12 protein-coding genes are annotated in these 17,955 nt (G+C 70.1%); 2 read left to right on the top strand and 10 right to left on the bottom strand.

The window, feature by feature from the left end:
* Nucleotides 1–39: 39 nt before the first annotated feature.
* The 7 genes from AC1RS9_RS11125 to AC1RS9_RS11095 all read right to left on the bottom strand — a co-directional run bounded on the left by AC1RS9_RS11125 (nucleotide 40) and on the right by AC1RS9_RS11095 (nucleotide 11,479).
* Nucleotides 40–1,293: a DUF445 domain-containing protein gene (locus AC1RS9_RS11125; RefSeq protein WP_239304137.1), complete on the bottom strand. Its 1,254-nt coding sequence runs from the start codon at nucleotides 1,291–1,293 to the stop codon at nucleotides 40–42.
* 167 nt (nucleotides 1,294–1,460) lie between these two features.
* A complete protein-coding gene (locus tag AC1RS9_RS11120; RefSeq protein WP_062258701.1) occupies nucleotides 1,461–2,771 on the bottom strand; it encodes an McrC family protein in 1,311 nt (436 codons plus the stop codon).
* Nucleotides 2,768–5,620, bottom strand: a complete 2,853-nt coding sequence (locus AC1RS9_RS11115) for an AAA family ATPase (RefSeq protein WP_239304175.1) — start codon at nucleotides 5,618–5,620, stop codon at nucleotides 2,768–2,770. Before AC1RS9_RS11115 ends, AC1RS9_RS11120 begins: the two co-directional genes overlap by 4 nt.
* 292 nt (nucleotides 5,621–5,912) lie before the next feature.
* Nucleotides 5,913–7,109, bottom strand: coding sequence for a phosphoglycerate dehydrogenase (gene serA / locus AC1RS9_RS11110; protein ID WP_038570664.1), 1,197 nt, complete (start codon nucleotides 7,107–7,109; stop codon nucleotides 5,913–5,915).
* Between the two features lie 163 nt (nucleotides 7,110–7,272).
* Nucleotides 7,273–10,200 carry a vitamin B12-dependent ribonucleotide reductase gene (locus tag AC1RS9_RS11105; RefSeq protein ID WP_492921512.1) on the bottom strand — a complete coding sequence of 976 codons (2,928 nt, stop codon included), beginning with the start codon at nucleotides 10,198–10,200 and terminating at the stop codon, nucleotides 7,273–7,275.
* A gap of 80 nt (nucleotides 10,201–10,280) precedes the next feature.
* Nucleotides 10,281–10,739, bottom strand: coding sequence for a transcriptional regulator NrdR (gene nrdR / locus AC1RS9_RS11100; protein WP_038567713.1), 459 nt, complete (start codon nucleotides 10,737–10,739; stop codon nucleotides 10,281–10,283).
* Between the two features lie 311 nt (nucleotides 10,740–11,050).
* Nucleotides 11,051–11,479: a LysM peptidoglycan-binding domain-containing protein gene (locus tag AC1RS9_RS11095; protein ID WP_131940810.1), complete on the bottom strand. Its 429-nt coding sequence runs from the start codon at nucleotides 11,477–11,479 to the stop codon at nucleotides 11,051–11,053.
* A gap of 338 nt (nucleotides 11,480–11,817) precedes the next feature.
* Here AC1RS9_RS11095 and lexA point away from each other — a divergent pair, with 338 nt between their 5' ends.
* Nucleotides 11,818–12,534: a transcriptional repressor LexA gene (gene lexA, locus AC1RS9_RS11090; RefSeq protein WP_006946650.1), complete on the top strand. Its 717-nt coding sequence runs from the start codon at nucleotides 11,818–11,820 to the stop codon at nucleotides 12,532–12,534.
* A gap of 90 nt (nucleotides 12,535–12,624) precedes the next feature.
* On the opposite strand, the gene AC1RS9_RS11085 is transcribed toward lexA, so the two are convergent.
* On the bottom strand, nucleotides 12,625–13,458 hold the full coding sequence (locus AC1RS9_RS11085; RefSeq protein ID WP_492921509.1) for a Sir2 family NAD-dependent protein deacetylase: 834 nt from the start codon (nucleotides 13,456–13,458) through the stop codon (nucleotides 12,625–12,627).
* 70 nt (nucleotides 13,459–13,528) lie between these two features.
* Between AC1RS9_RS11085 and AC1RS9_RS11080 the strand changes: the two genes are divergently transcribed.
* Nucleotides 13,529–14,461: a LysR family transcriptional regulator gene (locus AC1RS9_RS11080; protein ID WP_492921507.1), complete on the top strand. Its 933-nt coding sequence runs from the start codon at nucleotides 13,529–13,531 to the stop codon at nucleotides 14,459–14,461.
* Here AC1RS9_RS11080 and AC1RS9_RS11075 read toward each other — a convergent pair.
* The gene (locus tag AC1RS9_RS11075) at nucleotides 14,452–16,938 is read right to left on the bottom strand and encodes a ComEC/Rec2 family competence protein (RefSeq protein ID WP_492921505.1); all 2,487 of its coding nucleotides are present in this window, start codon (nucleotides 16,936–16,938) and stop codon (nucleotides 14,452–14,454) included. The two genes, AC1RS9_RS11080 and AC1RS9_RS11075, sit on opposite strands and share 10 nt — an antisense overlap.
* Nucleotides 16,935–17,825 (bottom strand): ComEA family DNA-binding protein, encoded by an 891-nt coding sequence (locus tag AC1RS9_RS11070; RefSeq protein WP_492921503.1) that lies wholly within the window; start codon nucleotides 17,823–17,825, stop codon nucleotides 16,935–16,937. The genes AC1RS9_RS11075 and AC1RS9_RS11070 overlap by 4 nt, the downstream gene beginning before the upstream one ends.
* Between the last annotated feature and the right edge of the window lie 130 nt (nucleotides 17,826–17,955).

Below are 17,955 nucleotides of genomic sequence, written 5' to 3'. Positions count from 1 at the left end.
TGGCCGCGCGCGTTCGGGCAGGGCCCAGCGCCCCCGCCGTCAGGGCAGGAGCTGGCTGAGCGTGTAGATGAGGAGGCCGACGAGGCCGCCGACGACGGTGCCGTTGATGCGGATGAACTGCAGGTCGCGCCCGACGAACGACTCGATGCGTTCGGAGGCGTCCTGCGCGTCCCAGCGCTCGACCGTCGAGGAGATGAGGGCCGTGATCTCGTGGCCGTATCCCTCGACGCCGGCGGCTGCGACGTCCTCGAGGCGACGTTCGAGGCTCGCGTGGAGCGCGTCATCGGTGCGGATGCGCTGCGCGAGCGCCCGCAGGTGGTGGACCATCCGCGCCCGCAGCTCGCCGTCAGGATCCATGAGAGCGTCACCGAGCATCCGACGCACCGACGACCACACGTTCAGGGCCGCGTCGGCGACGCTGGGGTGGGTGAGGAAGCGCTGCTTGAGGTTCTCCGCCTGCTGCTGGGTCTTCTCGTCGTGCTGCAGGTCGTGCGCGGCGCGAGCGAGGAACGCGTCGATCGCGCGACGCATCGCGTGATCGGGTGTGTCGCGCACCTCCGCGAGCCACTTGACGATCTCGAGGTGGATGCGGTCGACGACGGCGTCGTCGAGCCACTGCGGTGACCACCACGGCGCCTTCGCCCCGACGATGCGCGTCACCGCATCCTTGTTCTCGCTCACCCAGACGTGCATCTCGGTGACGCAGACGTCGACGAACCCGTGGTGCGTGCCGTCCGCGACGACCCCTTCGAGCAGGTGCCCGGCGAGTTCGCCGATGGGCTCAAGCTGCAGACGCGGGATGAGGACGGCGTCGAGGAAGTGGCGCACCTCGTCCTCGTCGAGGCTATCGAGCGCCTTGTTGAGCTGCGGGGTGATCTGGGCGACGAGCCGCTCGGCCTGACCGGGGCGCTCGACCCAGGCCGCGACGCGTCGCGGGACGTCGACGCCGCGGATGCGCTCGCGCACGAGATCGGGGGTGAGGAAGTTGGAGGCGACGAACTCCTCGAGGCTCTTGCCCAGCTGATCCTTGCGCGTCGGGATGATGGCCGTGTGCGGCACCTTGAGACCGAGGGGGTGACGGAACAGCGCGGTCACCGCGAACCAGTCGGCGACGGCACCGACCATCGCAGCCTCAGCCGCCGCGTTGACGTACCCCCACGCCCCGCCATGGCCGTGCGTGAGGATGTAGATGACGGCCGCGAGGACGAGCAGACCCGTCGCCACGAGGCGCATGCGACGCAGCGCAGCACGGCGCTCGAGATCGGCGGGGGCCAGGTTCATCGTCGTGGACACGCCGCCACGATAGTCGGGCTCTCGCTCGCGCACCGCCTCGACGGCACCGGGTTTCGCTCAGGGCGCACTGCGGACGCCGGTGCGTGGCGGCCGCGGGGTGACGTGCGCGGCGTCTCGGGTGACAGGAGACGCAGGGGGCGTGCGCAGCCGCAGGAGCTCGGCGCCCGTCACCCGCACAGACGCCGCACGTGCGCCGCGAGATCGTCGAGGCCATCGCTCAGCTCACGCCACGACGCGTCGAGGTCGACGTGCCACGAGTGGACGCTCGCCCGCGTCGCCGGCATCCGGATGCGGCTCGCCGGGCGGCGCCGCGCGTGGGCATAGACGACGAGTGCTGCGTCGAGGTCGAGCGAGGCGGCCTGCACCATGACCGGGAAGAACGCGGCCGCGTCGTTCGCGACGGCGGCGGCCGGGTCGCGAGGAGTCCGCGCGGTGTCGCGACCTCCGCCCGTCATGAGGTGCAGCGGGTCACCCGTGCGGCGGGGCACGTCGTCGTCGCCGAGGTGGTAGCGGGTGCCGATGACGAGGCGGGGGCCGCTCGCGTCACGCACGAGGATGTCGGCGGTAGCGCGCAGCGACGCGGCGTCGTCGAGCGCGAGCTCCTCGGCCTGCTCGACGCGATGCGCGGGCCACAACCGGGCCCGCAGCTCGGTGGCGACGAAGCGCAGGAAGACGAGGTCGACGTCGACGAGGAACGCGTTCGCACCGCGCTCGCCCTCGTCGTGACGGATCGAGAAACCGTCGATCGCGAGACGCGCCAGACCCATCGCGTGCTCGTAGTGCGCATTGAGCCGCGTCAACGGGATCTCGAGCGCCAGCTCCCGCGGATCGGCGTCGGCGACCCCGTCGAACCGCGCGAGCAGCTCGACGGCGAGACGCCGCGTCTGCGGGCTGAGGCCGGGGGCGCCGAGCACGCGGACGACGGCCGCGCGCAGCAGGTGGTTCTCGACGACGTCTGACGTGAACTCCTCGAACCGGCACACCGGGGCGCCGACCGTCCACGGTCTGCGGGCGAGCTGGTCGACGAGCAAGCGGCCCCGCAGCGTCGAACTCTCCTCCTCGCGCGTGCGATACCCGTGCAGCAGTCCGCGGCGGGTCGCCGCCTCGACAGCGCGCAGGACGACAAGCGCCGATCCGTCGAGCAGTTCGCCGTCACCCGCGAAATCGCTCGTCTCACTCCCCCACGCGATCGACGCGTCCTGCCCGCCGAGCATGGCGAAGATCGATGCCATCGGCACGCGCGGCACGATCCGCACCTCGAAACCGGGAACGCTGACCGTGCCGACCCACGACGTCGTCTCGACGACGACGGCCTCCGGATCGGCAGTGGCGAGCAACCTCACCCGATCCGAGCCGACCGAGAACAGGGCGCGACGCGCACTGCTCGGCACGCGGACCGGCTCCGAACGCGAGTGCTCCGCCAGGGTGAGGCGAACGCGCTCGTCCGGCGCGAGGGCGCCGACCGCGAGCGCCGTCATGACCCCTCGGGCGCCGCGTCGTTCGTGGCGCGCGCCGCGTCGTCGTCAGCATGCGCAGCCTGGGCGTGCCGTTCGAGCACGGCCTCCCAGGTGAACGTCGCGAGCACGTCCTCGCGCCCGTAGAGCTGATCCTCGATGAACGGGTAGACGCCGTACTTCCAGATGCGGGCGAGCGCGGCGTCGTCGAGGTCGCGCACCATGAAGTGGCTGTGGCCGATCTGCAGGTGCGGGCCGCGCAGGATCTGACGCAGCTCCTCGTTGACCCGATCGACGACGCCCGCCACCCACACGGGGCCGTTCTCGCGCTCCAGCCAGCGCGCCAGCAGCCCCTCCATCGGGCCCTCGTGCGGCATGAACGGCAGGAAGTGGAAGCGGCGTCGCAGCGCAGCGTCGACGAGGGCGATCGAACGGTCGGCCGTGTTCATCGTGCCGATGAAGTACAGGTTCGAGGGCAGCTGGAAGCCCTCGTCGGGCCGGTAGCTCGTCATGACCGACTGCGAGCGGTACTCGAGCAGGAACAGCAGCTCACCGAAGACGCGCGGCAGGTTCGCGCGGTTGATCTCGTCGATGACCATGATGTGCGGCGTCGTCGGGTCGGCCTCGGCGGCCTCGGCCATGAGCGCCAGCGGCCCCTTGCGCAGTTCGTAGACCATTGCGCCAGCGGCGTCGAGACGCGGGCGGAAGCCCTCGAAGAAGTCCTCGTACGACGTGGACGGGTGGAACTGCACGACGGCGCGCTTCGTCGGGTCGGGCTGCAGGGCCGCCGCGAATCGCTGCGCCATGAACGTCTTGCCCGTCCCGGGCGGACCGTAGAAGATGACCTGCTTCTTGTCCTGCAGCAACTCGTCGATCTCGCGCAGGAACTCCTCGTCCACGAGCAGATCCGCCGCCGCCTCGGCGACCAGATCTCGTTCGGGGTCGACGCTCGTCTCGCCCTTGCGCAGCAGCCACAGCGCGAATTGCACCTGCCCCCACGGGTCGTTCGGCAGCAACGGTTCGAGCTTGCCACGCAACCGGTCCGCGGCGATGACCTGCAGCCGACCACGCGACAACTCGCGCCGACGCGGCAGGACGACACCGAGCGCCTGCGCGAGAGCGACCTTGCCGTCACGCCCCGTCATCGCGTACACGGGCAGGTAGCGGTGCGGGTGCGCGATCGCCAGGAGCTTCATCGCGACCGCCTCGTCGAGCGCGACCTCATCGGCGCCCTCGGGGTCGATGACGGCGTCGATGCGGTCGGCGTCATCGCCCTCACCCCACAGCAGGTGCGTGACGGAGCGCGCGAGGTTCTCGAGGCCACGCGCATCGAGCGCGGCGAGGCGCGCGTCGAGGACACTGTGCGTGCCCGTCGACCCGTAGGCGCCGCCGGCGATGATGCGCTTGAACGTCGCGAGGTCGAACGCGGCGAGCGCCTCCGGTTCGAGCGAGGCCGCGAAGGTGCGGCGCTGCTCGACGTGCCACTGATCGCGCTCCGCCGGGTACGGACGGTCGGCCAGGAAGGTGCGCAGCGCGATGGCGAGCTCTTCGTCGATGCCCTCTACGGGCGCATCGGAGCCGCGCATCGTGTCGACCAGCGGCAGCACGCGGCGGACGGTGTCCTCGACGTCCGCGGCGAAGCTGCGCCGCCCCACCCCGTCGGGGTGCGGGAACCAGCGGCCGACGAACACCTCGCCGCCCTCGTACGACGCCCCCGTCGGCGTCAGGCGGTCCGGCGCGCCGGCCGGGCCGAGATGGATGAACTCCAGACCGGCAGGCAGGTTCTGCTCGAGCCGCGAGCCGAGTTCCTCGTGACGTTCGGCGCCCGCCGCGGGATCCCAGCCCGACATCAGCCCGACGGCGATGCCGGAGCTCGTCATCCACACGCGCAGGGCGGGCGCTCCCCCGCTGCTCGCGGGCAGCAGCCACGTCGAGTGCGAATCGCTGCGGTAGGCCGCGCGCGAGGACGCCTCCGTCCGGGTCTGCAGGCTCGTCTCGGCGAGCTTGACGCCGGTGGCGCGCTCGAGCTGCTCGTGCAGGCTGCGCGCGACCAGCGCGGCATGACCGCGCAACTGCAGCGCCAGGGACGCGGCGCGGGCCTCCGACTCGCCGTCCGGATAGCCGACTCCCTGCTCGAAAGTACGGTGCAGTTGCGTCGACTCGGTCGCCAGCGCAGGCAGCGCCGCGCCGAAGCCGACGAACGCCGGCTTCTCGCCCAGCGCCGTGACGACGCGCTGCGCCCGGTAGGCGCCGGCGGGGCTGAACGCACGGCACAGCGTCACGAAGTCGACGTAGCGCTCGGCGTGCGTGAGGTGGCGCCCCATCCACCCCAGGGTCGCGAACGCGTCCGCCCCACCCGGCCACAGCACCGGCCAGTCCCCCTGGCCGGAGGTGGCCCACACGAGCGACAGGAACGTCGGCACGCGCGCGAGATCAGGCCCACCGGATCCGATGACGTCCTCGAGACGCGCGATCGACGTGCCCGCCTCGTCGAGCGAGGTCGGGGTGACGAGCACCTTCGCCAGCACGTCCTCGAGCTCGCCGAGGCGGTCCTCGCGGTGCGCTACGACGCGCGGCAACCAGTGCCGCGCGAGCGCGCCCGCCCCGACATATGGGCCCGGCCGCGCGCCCCACTGAGCGAGGGCCTCGGCGAAGCGCTCGATGTCGGGGCGACGGATCATCGCCTCGACGTCAGCCCTCAGTTCGACGTCGCGGGCGTGCGCGAGCGCGTCGAGCTGCTGCCACGACGCGACGAACGCGGGATCGGCCTCGACGTGCTCGGCCATGAGGTCGTACGTGCTCCGCCACCGACCCAGATCGGTCTCGCGCTGGCCATCCGCAGCCTCGTCGGACCACGTCATGGGGGCTTGCATCACACCGTCACTCTCGGCACGGCGAACCCTCAGCGAGGGCCGCCGTCACCTGCGTCGAAGGGGGGCATTCGGCGACGCGGAGCCTGCGGCTGCGGCGTCGTCGGTTCTGCCGGTCAGTCTAGCCTGCGACTCACCCTTCGGACGGTGTGCGTCCGGTGGCTCGAGAGAGGACGTCCGAAGGCGCCGACGACCACGCGATGGCGCGGGTACGCGCTTCGCGGGGGCGGTTCGGGGGCCGCTGACGTTGCACCCGCACACCGTCGCGGGAGCGGTCGCGGCAGGTCGGTGCGGCTCAGCGCACGACGCGCAGCCTGATCGTCTCCGGCATCGCGCGCAGCTGGTCGAGGACGGCGTCGGGCAGCTGGGAGAGGACGTCGGTGACGACGTAGCCGGTGTCCGCGGCGGTGTCGAGCATCTGACCCTCGATGTTGACACCGTGCTCGGCGAGGATGCCGTTCATGCGCGCCAGCGCACCCGGCACGTTCTTGTGGAAATGCACGATGCGGTGCTGACCCGGGCGCTCGGCCAGGTTGAGCGACGGGAGGTTGACGTTGAGCGTCGTCGAACCACGCTGGACGTAGTCGCGCAGCTTCGCGGCGACGAACCGTCCGATGTCCTCCTGCGCCTCCTCCGTCGAGCCGCCGATGTGCGGCGTCAGCACGACGTTGGGGATGCCCTGCAACGGTGAGTCGAACGGATCGCCCTTCTTCTTGGGCTCGGTCGGGAACACGTCGACCGCCGCACCGGCGATGTGACCGGATTCGAGATGCGTCTTGAGCGCGTCGTAGTCGACGACGAAACCGCGCGAGAGGTTGAGGAACAACGAGCGCGGGCGCATCGCGGCGAACTGCTCGGTGCCGAAGAAACCGGCGTTGCCGGAGCGTCCGTCGACGTGCAGCGTGATGACCTCGGCGATCGACAGCAGCTCCTCGAGCGACGAGCAGCGTGTCGCGTTGCCGAGGGCGAGCTTGTCGTCGGTGTCGTAGAAGTAGACCTGCAGGCCGAGCATCTCCCCGACGACCGACAGCTGCGAGCCGATGTTGCCGTACCCGACGATGCCGAGCTTGCGGCCGCGGATCTCGTGGCTGCCCTTCGCGTCCTTGTGCCACACCCCGTCGTGCAGCGCGCGGTCCTTCTCGCTGAGGCGGCGCGCCATCATGATGATCTCGGCGATGGCGAGTTCAACGACCGAGCGCGTGTTGGAGAACGGTGCGTTGAACACGACGATGCCCCGCCCCGCGGCGTGCGCGAGGTCGATCTGGTTCGTGCCGATGCAGAAGGCCCCGATCGCCTGCAGGTCGGGCGCGTTGTCGAGCACGCGCGCGCTCACCTCGGTCTTGGAGCGGATGCCGAGCAGGTCGACGCCCTGCAGCGCCTCGATCAGCTCGTCCTCGTCCATCGCGCCGACGCGCATGTCGACCTCGAAGCCGGCCTCGCGCAGCAGCGCCTCCCCCAGGGGGTGCACGTTCTCGAGCAGCAGTGCCTTCACGGCCGGTTCCTTTCGCTGGCGGTGACGACGACCTGACGCGTCGCTCACATCATGAGACTTCATCGAGGCGATCGCAGGACGATCCATCTCAGTGGACAAGACGGCAGGCGCCGTCGATGACTCTCGTCACCGGCGACGCCTGCCTTCATGCCTCAGCGAAGCGTCAGCTGCAGCCGGAGGTGCTTCCGCAGCCCTCGCACACGTAGCAGCTACCGGCCGGACGCATCTTCGTCCCGCACGTCATGCACATCGGCGCATCCGCGGCGTGACCCTGGAACTTCTCGAGCAGCTCGGTGGAGCTGTGGATCTCGTTGCTCACCTCACGGGCCGAGGCTGCACCCGAGCCCGAGATGACCTCGTCGGCGTGCTCCTCGTCCGACGTCTTCGGAGCTGCCGGCGCAGTGGTACTCGCGCGCTCCTGACGGGCCGGGGCGGCCGTCTGCGAGTTCGACTCCGCGTCGAAGCTCTCGTCGTCGCCCTCGCTCGGAGCGTAGGAACCCGTCTCGAGCTGACGCGCACGCTCGGCCGCGGTGTGGATGCCCATGAAAGAGCGCGTGTCGAAGTCGAGGTAGTCGAGCGCCAGGCGGCGGAAGACGTAGTCCATGATCGACTGCGCCATGCGCACGTCGGCGTCGTCCGTCATGCCGGCCGGCTCGAAGCGCAGGTTCGTGAACTTCTCGACGAACGTCTCGAGCGGCACGCCGTACTGCAGGCCGATGGAGACCGCGATCGAGAACGCGTCCATGACACCGGCGAGCGTCGAACCCTGCTTGCCGAACTTGAGGAACAGCTCGCCGAGGTCACCGTTCTCGTACGTGCCGGCGGTGAGGTAGCCCTCCGCGCCGCCGACGGCGAACGAAGTCGTCTGCGACGAGCGACGCTTCGGCAGACGCTTGCGGACCGGACGGTACTCGATGACCTTCTCCGCAGCCGGGGTCTCGGTGCTGGTCGCGGCGGGCTCGGACTTCTTCTCCGCCTTGCCGTCGGACAGCGGCTGGCCGACCTTGCAGTTGTCGCGGTAGACCGCGATGGCCTTGAGGCCGAGCTTCCAGCCCTCGAGGTGCACCTCGGCGATGTCGTCGACGCTCGCGGTCTCGGGCAGGTTGACCGTCTTCGAGATGGCGCCCGACAGGAACGGCTGGCAGGCGGCCATCATGCGCACGTGGCCCATCGGCGAGATGGCGCGCGCACCCATGGCGCAGTCGAAGATCTCGTAGTGCTCGGGCTTGAGACCGGGCGCGTCGATGACGTGGCCCTTCTCGGCGATGTGCTCGACGATCGCCTCGATCTGCTCGTCCTGGTAGCCCAGCTTCTTCAACGCACGCGGGATCGTCTGGTTGACGATCTGCATCGAACCGCCACCGACGAGCTTCTTGAACTTGACGAGCGAGAAGTCGGGCTCGATACCCGTCGTGTCGCAGTCCATCATGAAGCCGATCGTGCCGGTCGGGGCGAGGACGGAGGCCTGCGCGTTACGGAAGCCGTTCTTCTCGCCGAGCGTGACGACGTCGGCCCAGGCCTTCGTGGCGAGGGAGTGGATGTCGCTCGCCATCGCACCCATGTCCTTGTGCGACGACAGCTCGTCGTTGGCCGCGCGGTGCTTGCGCATGACGCGGTTGTGCGCCTGGCTGTTCTGGGCGTAGCCGGCGTAGGGGCCGACGACGGCCGCCATCTCCGCGGAGCGCTTGTAGGCGGCACCCGTGAGCAGCGAGGTGATCGAGGCCGCCAGGGCGCGGCCACCGTCGGAGTCGTAACCGTGGCCCGTCGCCATGAGCAGTGCACCGAGGTTGGCGTACCCGATGCCGAGCTGGCGGTAGTCGACGGTCGTCTTGCCGATGGACTCGGTCGGGAAGTCGGCGAAGCAGATCGAGATGTCCATGGCCGTGATGACGAGTTCGACGACCTTGGCGAACGTCGCCGCGTCGAACGTGTCGTCTTCCTTGAGGAACTTCAGCAGGTTGAGCGAGGCGAGGTTGCAGCTCGAGTTGTCGAGCGACATGTACTCCGAGCACGGGTTCGACGCCGTGATGCGGCCCGTCTCGGGGTTCGTGTGCCACGCGTTGATCGTGTCGTCGTACTGCACGCCCGGGTCGGCGCACTCCCACGCGGCCTTGTTGATCTTGTCGAACAGCTCACGCGCATCGACGGTCTCGATGACCTCACCGGTGTCGCGGGCGCGCAGACCGAAGCTGCCGCCGTCGACGACCGCCTGCATGAATTCGTCGTTCACACGAACCGAGTTGTTGGCGTTCTGGTACTGCACGGAGACGATGTCGCGGCCGCCAAGGTCCATGTCGAACCCGGCGTCACGCAGCGCGCGGATCTTGTCCTCCTCGCGCGCCTTCGTCTCGATGAACTCCTCGATGTCGGGGTGGTCGACGTCGAGGACGACCATCTTGGCCGCGCGACGCGTCGCGCCACCGGACTTGATCGTGCCGGCCGAGGCGTCGGCGCCGCGCATGAAGGAGACCGGGCCGGATGCGGTGCCGCCCGAGGAGAGCAGCTCCTTGGAGGAGCGGATGCGGGAGAGGTTGAGACCGGCGCCCGAGCCGCCCTTGAAGATGAAGCCCTCCTCCTTGTACCAGTTGAGGATCGAATCCATCGAGTCCTCGACCGACAGGATGAAGCACGCGCTGACCTGCTGCGGGCTCGCGGTACCGACGTTGAACCAGACGGGCGAGTTGAACGAGAACACCTGGTGCAGCAGGGCGTAGGTGAGCTCGTGCTCGAAGATCTGCGCGTCCTCGTCGGTAGCGAAGTAGCCGTTGTCGCGCCCGGCCTTGGCATAGGTCAGCACGACGCGGTCGATGAGCTGCTTGAGGGAGCTTTCACGCGCGTCCGTGCCGACGGCGCCACGGAAGTACTTGGTCGTGACGATCGTGGAGGCGTTGAGCGACCAGAAGTCGGGGAACTCGACACCCGACTGCTCGAAGATCGTCTCGCCCGTCTTCCAGTTCTGCTGGAGGACGTCCCGCTTCTCCCAGGTGACCTCGTCGTAGGGGTGCACGCCGGGCGTGGTGAAAATGCGTTCGATCGTGACGCCGCCGGTGCGGCGTCCCGTCTTGGCGCGGGCCTTCGTCGTCTCGGTCATGACCGTGAGCCTCCTGGCAGGTGGGGTGAGCTGGTACGTGAGGGTGATCTGGGGGGCGCGCCCTCGGCAGGCGCGCGGGGTCAGGACGCCGAGGTGGCGTACTGACGCAACTCGCTGACCGCCGTCTCGAAGTCCTCGAGCGATTCGAAGGCCTGGTAGACGGAGGCGAAGCGCAGATAGGCGACGTGGTCGAGTTCGCGCAGGGGCCCGAGGATCTCGATGCCCACGTCATGGGCGTCGATCTCGGCGGCGCCCTTCGAGCGGATGGACTCCTCCACCTGCTGGGCGAGAACGGCCAACTGGTCGTCGGTGACCGGGCGGCCCTGGCACGCCTTGCGAACCCCGGACATCACCTTGTCGCGCGAGAACGGCTCGCTGACCCCGGAACGCTTGACGACCGTGAGACTCGCGGTCTCCATCGTCGAGAACCGCTTGCCGCAGTTCGGGCACTGACGGCGCCGCTTGATGCAGGTGCCGTCCTCGCTCGAGCGCGAATCGACGACTCGGGAGTCGGTGTTGCGGCAGAACGGACAGTGCACGTCAAACCTTCCGACGGGGCTGGGACACTCGGGACGACGGCGCTCCACCCCGGGATTCCGGCCTCAGAGCGCAGATGCACATCAGCGAAGGAGAATCAACATCTAGGGTGAAGCGGGGGCCAAGGCCCCACATGTAGAGATATTAGGCCCCTGAGACCCGACGCGCAACAGCACTGAGGCCGCGTCTACTCGCCCTGCGCAACCTCGCGACGACCCCCGCCACTCATGCGCCGCGGAATCCTGCGCCAGCCGGGGGGAGGCGACTCACACCCCCTCCAACCCTCGAACCCGATGATGGCGATCGTCACACTTCACGGTGCGGGGATGATCACCTTCTGGCCGGCCTGCACCTGCGACGAGCCGAGGTTGCTCTCGTGCTCGATCGCGACGACCGCCTGGTCGTTGCGCACGCCCGGCATCTCACGCGCCGCGATCTGCGAAAGCGTCTCCCCCGCGCGAACGGTGACCTCGTGCCGCTGCGTACCGTCGACACCGCTCGCCATCGCCCGGCCCGCGAGGATGGCACCCGCCACGACGACGAGAGCCACGCACACGGCCGTGAAGCGACGACGGGCGAAACGAACGCTCTGAGAGTTCGTGACGACCTGCACCGCGCCACCCGTGGGCACGAGGTGGAGGTGCGAGCGGGATGCCGCAGCGTCGACCCGCGCCACGCGGCGCACGTCGACACCCGAACCCAGCACGGGCTCACGTCGAACTGCAGTACTCGAAGCAACCATCGAAACCACTCCTTCTCTCGGGACACCCCCCGAGGCGCCGCCACACCGTCACCGGTGCGGCTTCCTCACGCGACCCGGTCAGCCCGGAGGGACCGATCGAACACGCGTGCGATAGAACAACTGTACGACACCCGAACGTGCTTTCGAACGGCGCGCACGGATTTCTTCGTACACATTTTTGAAAACTGTGTGCGACACCGCGTACTGTGGGTGATGTCAGATACACAAGCACCGCGCACCGACAACCCCGTCATGGCGGGCATTTCCGTCCCGCCGGAGGGTGCACGTGTCGCCACCGCGACCACCGACGTGCGACGAGGACCAGGAGGGGTCACACCATGGGTGACGTTCATTCGATGCAGGAGCGCACGCCGGGCAAGCTGACGCCACGCCAGCACAAGGTGCTCACCGTGATCCGACGTTCCGTCGACGAGCGCGGCTACCCCCCGAGCCTGCGTGAGATCGGCGAGGCCGTCGGTCTGACGAGCCCGAGTTCGGTGGCCCATCAGCTCGCCGCACTCGAGCGCAAGGGATACCTGCGCCGCGACCCGAACCGCCCGCGCGCCATGGAGGTCGTCTCCCCCGACTCGGGTGCGGCGACCCGCGGCTACCGCGGCAACGCCGTGTCTGCGCTATCCGAGTCGCAGCACGACGAGACGGGCTCGGGCGACGAGCGACCCACGCCGTCATACGTGCCGGTCGTGGGCCGCATCGCGGCCGGTGGCCCGATCCTCGCCGAGCAGGCCGTCGAGGACGTCTTCCCGCTACCGCGTCAGATCGTCGGTGACGGCGAGCTGTTCCTGCTGCGCGTCGTCGGCGACTCGATGATCGATGCGGCCATCTGCGAGGGCGACTGGGTCGTCGTGCGACGCCAGGCCGACGCCGCCAACGGGGAGATCGTCGCGGCACTGCTCGACTCGGAGGCCACGGTCAAGACGTTGCGCCGCAGCGAGGGCAAGACGTGGCTCATGCCCGCGAACGAGGCCTACTCCCCGATCGACGGCGACCACGCGAGCATCATGGGCAAGGTCACGGCCGTCCTGCGCAGCATCTGAGGCGCTGGCCGCGCCGCGCGGGTCGCTCCAGCGCGTGGTTTCAACTCGACTCTCAGCCCCTTCTGCGCCCCGACGTTCGACGCCGAGACGTCAGGACGTCGCGAGGTCGAGCCTCAGCGCGTCGCACACGGCGGTGAGGGTCGGGCCGAGGGGTTCGCGCACGACGAGGTCGACCCGCTCCTCGCCACGCATCGCGCCGAGCCCGACGAGGACGACCGGCTTCTGCTGCTTGAGGGCGGCGAGCACGAACCGGTAACCCGACATCACCTTGAGCGAACTGCCGAGCACGAGCACGCCCCGGCAGCGTTCCACTGCCCGCATCTGCGTCTCCACGACCTCAGGAGCGACGGACTCACCGAACATGACGACGTCCGGCTTCATCGTCGTGGCCGCGCAATGCAGGCACGCCGGCACGATGACGCCGCGCTCCAGCTCGGCCGCGACGTCCGCGTCGCCGTCGGCGAGCAGGCGCGCCTGCGTCGGCAGCTGGGGGTTGAGTTCGCGCAGGCGTACCTGGAAGCCACGGCGCCCTTCCCGCGTCCCGCACGCGACGCAGACGACGTGCGCGAGTGACCCATGCAGCTCGGTGACGTCGCGGGCACCGGCACGCGCATGAAGGCCGTCGACGTTCTGCGTCACGAGGTGATCGACGAGGCCGCCACCCTGCAGTCGCGCCAGCGCGACGTGCCCGACGTTGGGTTCCGCCGCGTCGAAGATCTCCCAGCCGACGGCACTGCGCGCCCAGTACCGTTGACGCGCCTCGTGGGTGGCGAGGAACTGTTGGTATGTCATGGGAACCGTGCGGCGCGTGCCGTCGGCGCGCCGGTAGTCGGGGATGCCGGATTCGGTCGAGATGCCGGCGCCGGTCAGGACGAAGAGCCCTCCCGCGCGCACGAAATCGGTCAGTTCCGCGACGCCGCTCATCATCCTGCCCCTCCCATAGGTCTGCGTTCGATTGTCTCAACAATGGATAAGAGCACGTTATTCTTGGTGCATGATCGATGCAGCCGGGCTCCGCGTCATGAAGGCGATCAGCGACGAGGGCAGCTTCACCGCCGCCGCTGCCGCCCTCGGCTATTCTCAGCCGGCCGTGTCGCAGATGGTGCGCCGTCTCGAGGAGAAGACCGGGACGGCTCTCGTCGAGCGCCTCGGCCGCTCGGTGCGGCTGACGGAGGCCGGGCAGGTGCTGGCGCGCACGGCGACGCCCGTCCTCAGTGCCCTCGAGGCCGCCGAGGGTGAGGTCGCCGCCATCGCGGGGTTGCGCGCAGGGCGGGTGCGCCTCATGGCGTTCCCGTCGGCATCGTCAACGCTCGTCCCGCGCGCCCTCGCACTCGTCAAGGAGCGGTTCCCAGACGTCAAGGTCAGCTTCGCCGAGGCCGAACCCCCGGAATCCCTGGCGAGCCTGCGTGCCGGCGACTGCGACGTCGCCGTGGCGTTCACGTACGACGACGCGGACCCGCTCCCCGCAGGCGAGGACCTGGACCCGTTCCTCACCCGCGGGCTCCTGCACGACGACGTGCGTCTCACCGTCCCGCGCGATCACCCCCTCGCCGCAGCCGAGAGCGTCCGCATGGAGGAGCTCAGCGGGGCCTCATGGATCGCGGGGTGCCCCCGCTGCCGCGGCCACCTCGTCAGCCTCGCCCAGGGCGCCGGTTACGCGCCCGACGTCGCGTTCGAGACGGAGGACTATGTCACCGTTCTCGGCCTCGTCGCGGAGGGCCTCGGCGTCGCGCTCATCCCCGAGCTGATCCTGCGCTCCACGTCGCATCCGGACGTCGTGACGTTGCCGCTGCTGCCGTCGAGCCGGCGCTGCGTGTTCGCCGTGACGACACCCGACCTGCAGCGGGTCCCCGCCGTCACCGCCACCCTTGAAGCCCTCGCCGACGCGGCAGCACGGGTGCCGAGCGCGCAGCACGCTCATCGCTGAGCCTGCAGGCTGATCGAGCCACCCGTCGCGAGGGCGTCCACGTCACCCTGCGTGTCAGTACGCCACACCCGCGCGTCGTGCCGGGCCAACAGTTCGAGCGTCTTCTTCGTCGGGTGGCCGTAGTCGTTGCCGGCGCCCACCCCGATCACGGCCTGACGCGCGGCCGCCGCCTCGTAGAGGCGCTCGTTCTGGTTGGAGCTACCGTGGTGCGCCACCTTGACGAGGTCGAACGCGCGTCGCCGGGCGCTCTGACGCACCTGTTCGATCACCGCGGCCTGCGCCTCACGTTCGCAATCGCCCAGCATGAGCGCGTGATACGCGGGCGCCGATACGTCGAGCACGAGTGAGGCGTTGTTCTGCACCGACCCCTCCGTCATGACGCGGCGCGGCCACAGCACCTCGATCGTCACCTCGCCGATGACGAGGCGTTGTCCCGGTGCGAGCGCCCCGAGCGAAGCCCGAGGCTGTTCGAGCGCTGCTTGCACCGAACCCAACGCGCCCTGCTCGCCGCGCGATCGTGACGACGCCGCTGCACCGCGGCCTTTGAGTCCCTCGCTCTCCTGAGCGCCCTCCATGACCCACGTTCCGAGGACCGCCACCGGCGCGTCGGAAGCACGCAAGACCTCAGCCAGTCCACCCACGTGGTCGGCGTGGAAGTGGGTGAGGATGACGGCGTCGAGCGTCGTGATGCCGTGACGCTCGAGGCATTGCGCGGGATGGCCGTCGGCAGGCCCCACGTCGATCATGACGGCGCGCGTCGCCCCGGTGCGCACGAGCGCGGCATCCCCCTGACCCACCGCGCACTGCGCATAGACCCACGCGGGCGGTGCGGCCGACTCCCCCGGCAACGGCGCGAGCACAGCCGCCAGGAGCGCCCCCGCGACCCCGAGCGCGACCAGACCGAAGCGACCGGTGAAGACGATGGCCCGCCACGCGCACAGGAGCACGACCACGACGACAATGGCGAGCACGACTCCGGCCAGCCCCGGCAGCCAGGGCACCGAGCCGCCGGGGACGGCGTCGGCGAGGCGGGCCACTGCGCAGATCACCCAGGTGGGCAGCCCCGGCAACCACACGAGCCACCCTGCGAGCGTCGGAGCGATGACGACGACGGTCGACACGATCATGCCACCGAGCGTCGCCGGCGCGACGAACGGCTCGGCCGCGACGTTCGCGGGGATCGAGACCCACGACACCGACGAATTGAGGGCGACGAGCACCGGCAGGCACAGCGCCTGAGCGGCGAGCGGGACGCAGGTGATCTCGACCATCCCGTCGACGAACCGGCCGCGCCGCGAACCGAGCTTCGTGAGCAGGGCCTGCGACCAGCGTCGCGCGAACAGAACGAGCCCGAGCGTCGCCAGCGCCGACAAGGCGAAGCCGACGCTGACGGCCAGCCACGGATCCCACACCAACAATCCGACGATGGCTGCCGCGAGCGCCGGGCAGGCGGCGCGTTCGCGTCCCCACGACGTGCCGAGCACTCCCACGGCACCCATCGCGGCCGCGCGCACCACGCTCGGTTCGGGTCGGCACAGGACGACGTACGCGGCGAGCGCGACGAGAGCCAGGGCCACCCGCACCCGACGTGACGTGCGCGACCACCCCAACAACCACATCGTCGCGACGAGGACGACCGTCACGTTCGAACCGCTCACGGCGTTGAGGTGCGACATGCCGGTGGCGTTCATCGCGTCCGTCAGGTCGTCCGGTAGATGGGCCGTGTCGCCCACGACGAGCGCGGGCAACAGGCCGGCGGGGTCGTCCGGCAACTGCGACGAGGCGCCGACGAGCCCGGCCCGAACAGGTTCGAGTGTCGTCACCACCCAGGGCGGAGCGCCGACGACGTCCGGTGCGCCGTTGACCTGCACGACGGCGCGCGCCGCCCCGAGACGCTGCGATGGGGCCAGACGCCCGCGCGCCCGCAGGTGGGACTGCCAGGTGAGGTTCGTCCACCGACGATCGCCGACGAGGATGACGGGCGTCGCGACCTCCTGCGTGCGTCCGCGCGCCGTGATGCGGTCGATCTGGGCCGGGACGACGAAGCGCTCGTCGCCTCGGGCGCCGACGACCCGGTGCGGCTGGCCCGTCACTCTCGCCTCGAGTGTCGCGACGGCGCGGTCACGGGCCAGCGTCGTCACCGGCCCGGCTTCCTCGTGCGCCAACGTCACCTGCGCCGCCGCGAGGACGATCGTCGTCAGCGCGATGACCAGCAGCGCCCAGAGCGCCCACCCCGACCCGTGGGATGACGCCGGATTCTCGTCATCCTCGCCCTCGTGCCGGGCTCGGGCTGACTGGTCCGCCCGTAGACCAGGCAAGCGCGTCCCGAACGCGAGGGCCGCGGCGACGATCGTCACGAGGGCGAGGACGACGACCACGATCGCGGGGTCGGGGCGAGCCGAGAGCAGGGTGGCGAGGGCCGCCCAGGCGACGCACGCGGCCGACAACAGCCGCATGTCGTGGCCGCCGAGACTCACACGGTGACCTTGCTGCGCAGGCGATCGAGCATCTTGTCGCCGATACCGGAGACCTCACCGAGTTCGTCGACGCTCGAGAACCGACCGTTCTTCTCACGCCACTCGACGATGCGCTGCGCGAGAACCGGCCCGACCCCGGGCAACGCGTCGAGCGATGTCGCGTCCGCGGTGTTGACGTTGACGACGCCCCCGGCCGCGGCCCCGCCACCGGGCGCTCCCGGAGCAGTCGCGCCCGCCCCGGCGGCCGGAGCGCCCGGTGCGGTGGCCCCTGCAGCCGGCGCCACGGGCACCGGCGGGGGGACGCTCTCGCCCGGGCGGGGGACGTGGACCTGTTCCCCATCGGCGAGCGGCCGAGCCAGGTTGATCGCCGTCGCGTCGGCACCCGACATCCCGCCGGCCGCCGTCACGGCATCCGCGACGCGGCTTCCGGCCGGCACCTGGACGACGCCCGGGCGCCGCACCGCCCCGACGACGTGAATGCTGAGAGGCGCGCCGCTCGTCGCCCCGGCGACCGAGGCCATGGCAGTGCTGTGAGACGGCGTCGACGCAGCACCCCTACTCCCCGTCGACGCCACGCTGGCGCTCCCGGCGATACGCGGCGACGACGACGCGATGAGCGCCTTCGGTGCCGCACCGTCATCTCCGGAACTGAGCAGCAGACGCAGCCCCAGCACGGCGACGGCGAGCACCGCGCACACGCCGATGAGCAGGGCGGCCGGACGCGACGGACGCCATCGGGCGTCCTCGAGGCCGTCCGGTGCTCGGACGAGCCGGCGGGCGGTGCGTTCCGGTTCGGGCACCCACGTCGGTTCGTGGCGGGCGCGTTCGATCTCGGCGAGCACCTCGTCGAGCCGATCGTCGGTCTCGGGCAGCGTTCTGCGGGTCATGCCTCGACGGTAAGAAGCCCCGTCCCTCCACGCTCGCTGATGCGAGCCGAAGGTGTGGAAACGCGTGCAGGCGCGTGCCGGATCGGCCCGTGGCCGTCACAGCTGTGGAAGAGGCGCGCCCGATGCGGCT

This window comes from Dermacoccus sp. MPR-E5, assembly GCF_058809565.1.
The sequence above is the reverse complement of the archived record's forward strand: the minus strand, read 5'-3'. Positions and strand labels throughout refer to the sequence as shown.

Coding starts and splice junctions, on each gene's coding strand:
- AC1RS9_RS11120 (WP_062258701.1), bottom strand. CDS start 2,771: ATGACGGCGCTCGCGGTCGGCGCCCTCGCGCCGGACGAGCGCGTTCGC.
- AC1RS9_RS11115 (WP_239304175.1), bottom strand. CDS start 5,620: ATGCAAGCCCCCATGACGTGGTCCGACGAGGCTGCGGATGGCCAGCGC.
- AC1RS9_RS11105 (WP_492921512.1), bottom strand. CDS start 10,200: ATGACCGAGACGACGAAGGCCCGCGCCAAGACGGGACGCCGCACCGGC.
- AC1RS9_RS11095 (WP_131940810.1), bottom strand. CDS start 11,479: ATGGTTGCTTCGAGTACTGCAGTTCGACGTGAGCCCGTGCTGGGTTCG.
- lexA (WP_006946650.1), top strand. CDS start 11,818: ATGGGTGACGTTCATTCGATGCAGGAGCGCACGCCGGGCAAGCTGACG.
- AC1RS9_RS11085 (WP_492921509.1), bottom strand. CDS start 13,458: ATGAGCGGCGTCGCGGAACTGACCGATTTCGTGCGCGCGGGAGGGCTC.
- AC1RS9_RS11080 (WP_492921507.1), top strand. CDS start 13,529: ATGATCGATGCAGCCGGGCTCCGCGTCATGAAGGCGATCAGCGACGAG.
- AC1RS9_RS11070 (WP_492921503.1), bottom strand. CDS start 17,825: ATGACCCGCAGAACGCTGCCCGAGACCGACGATCGGCTCGACGAGGTG.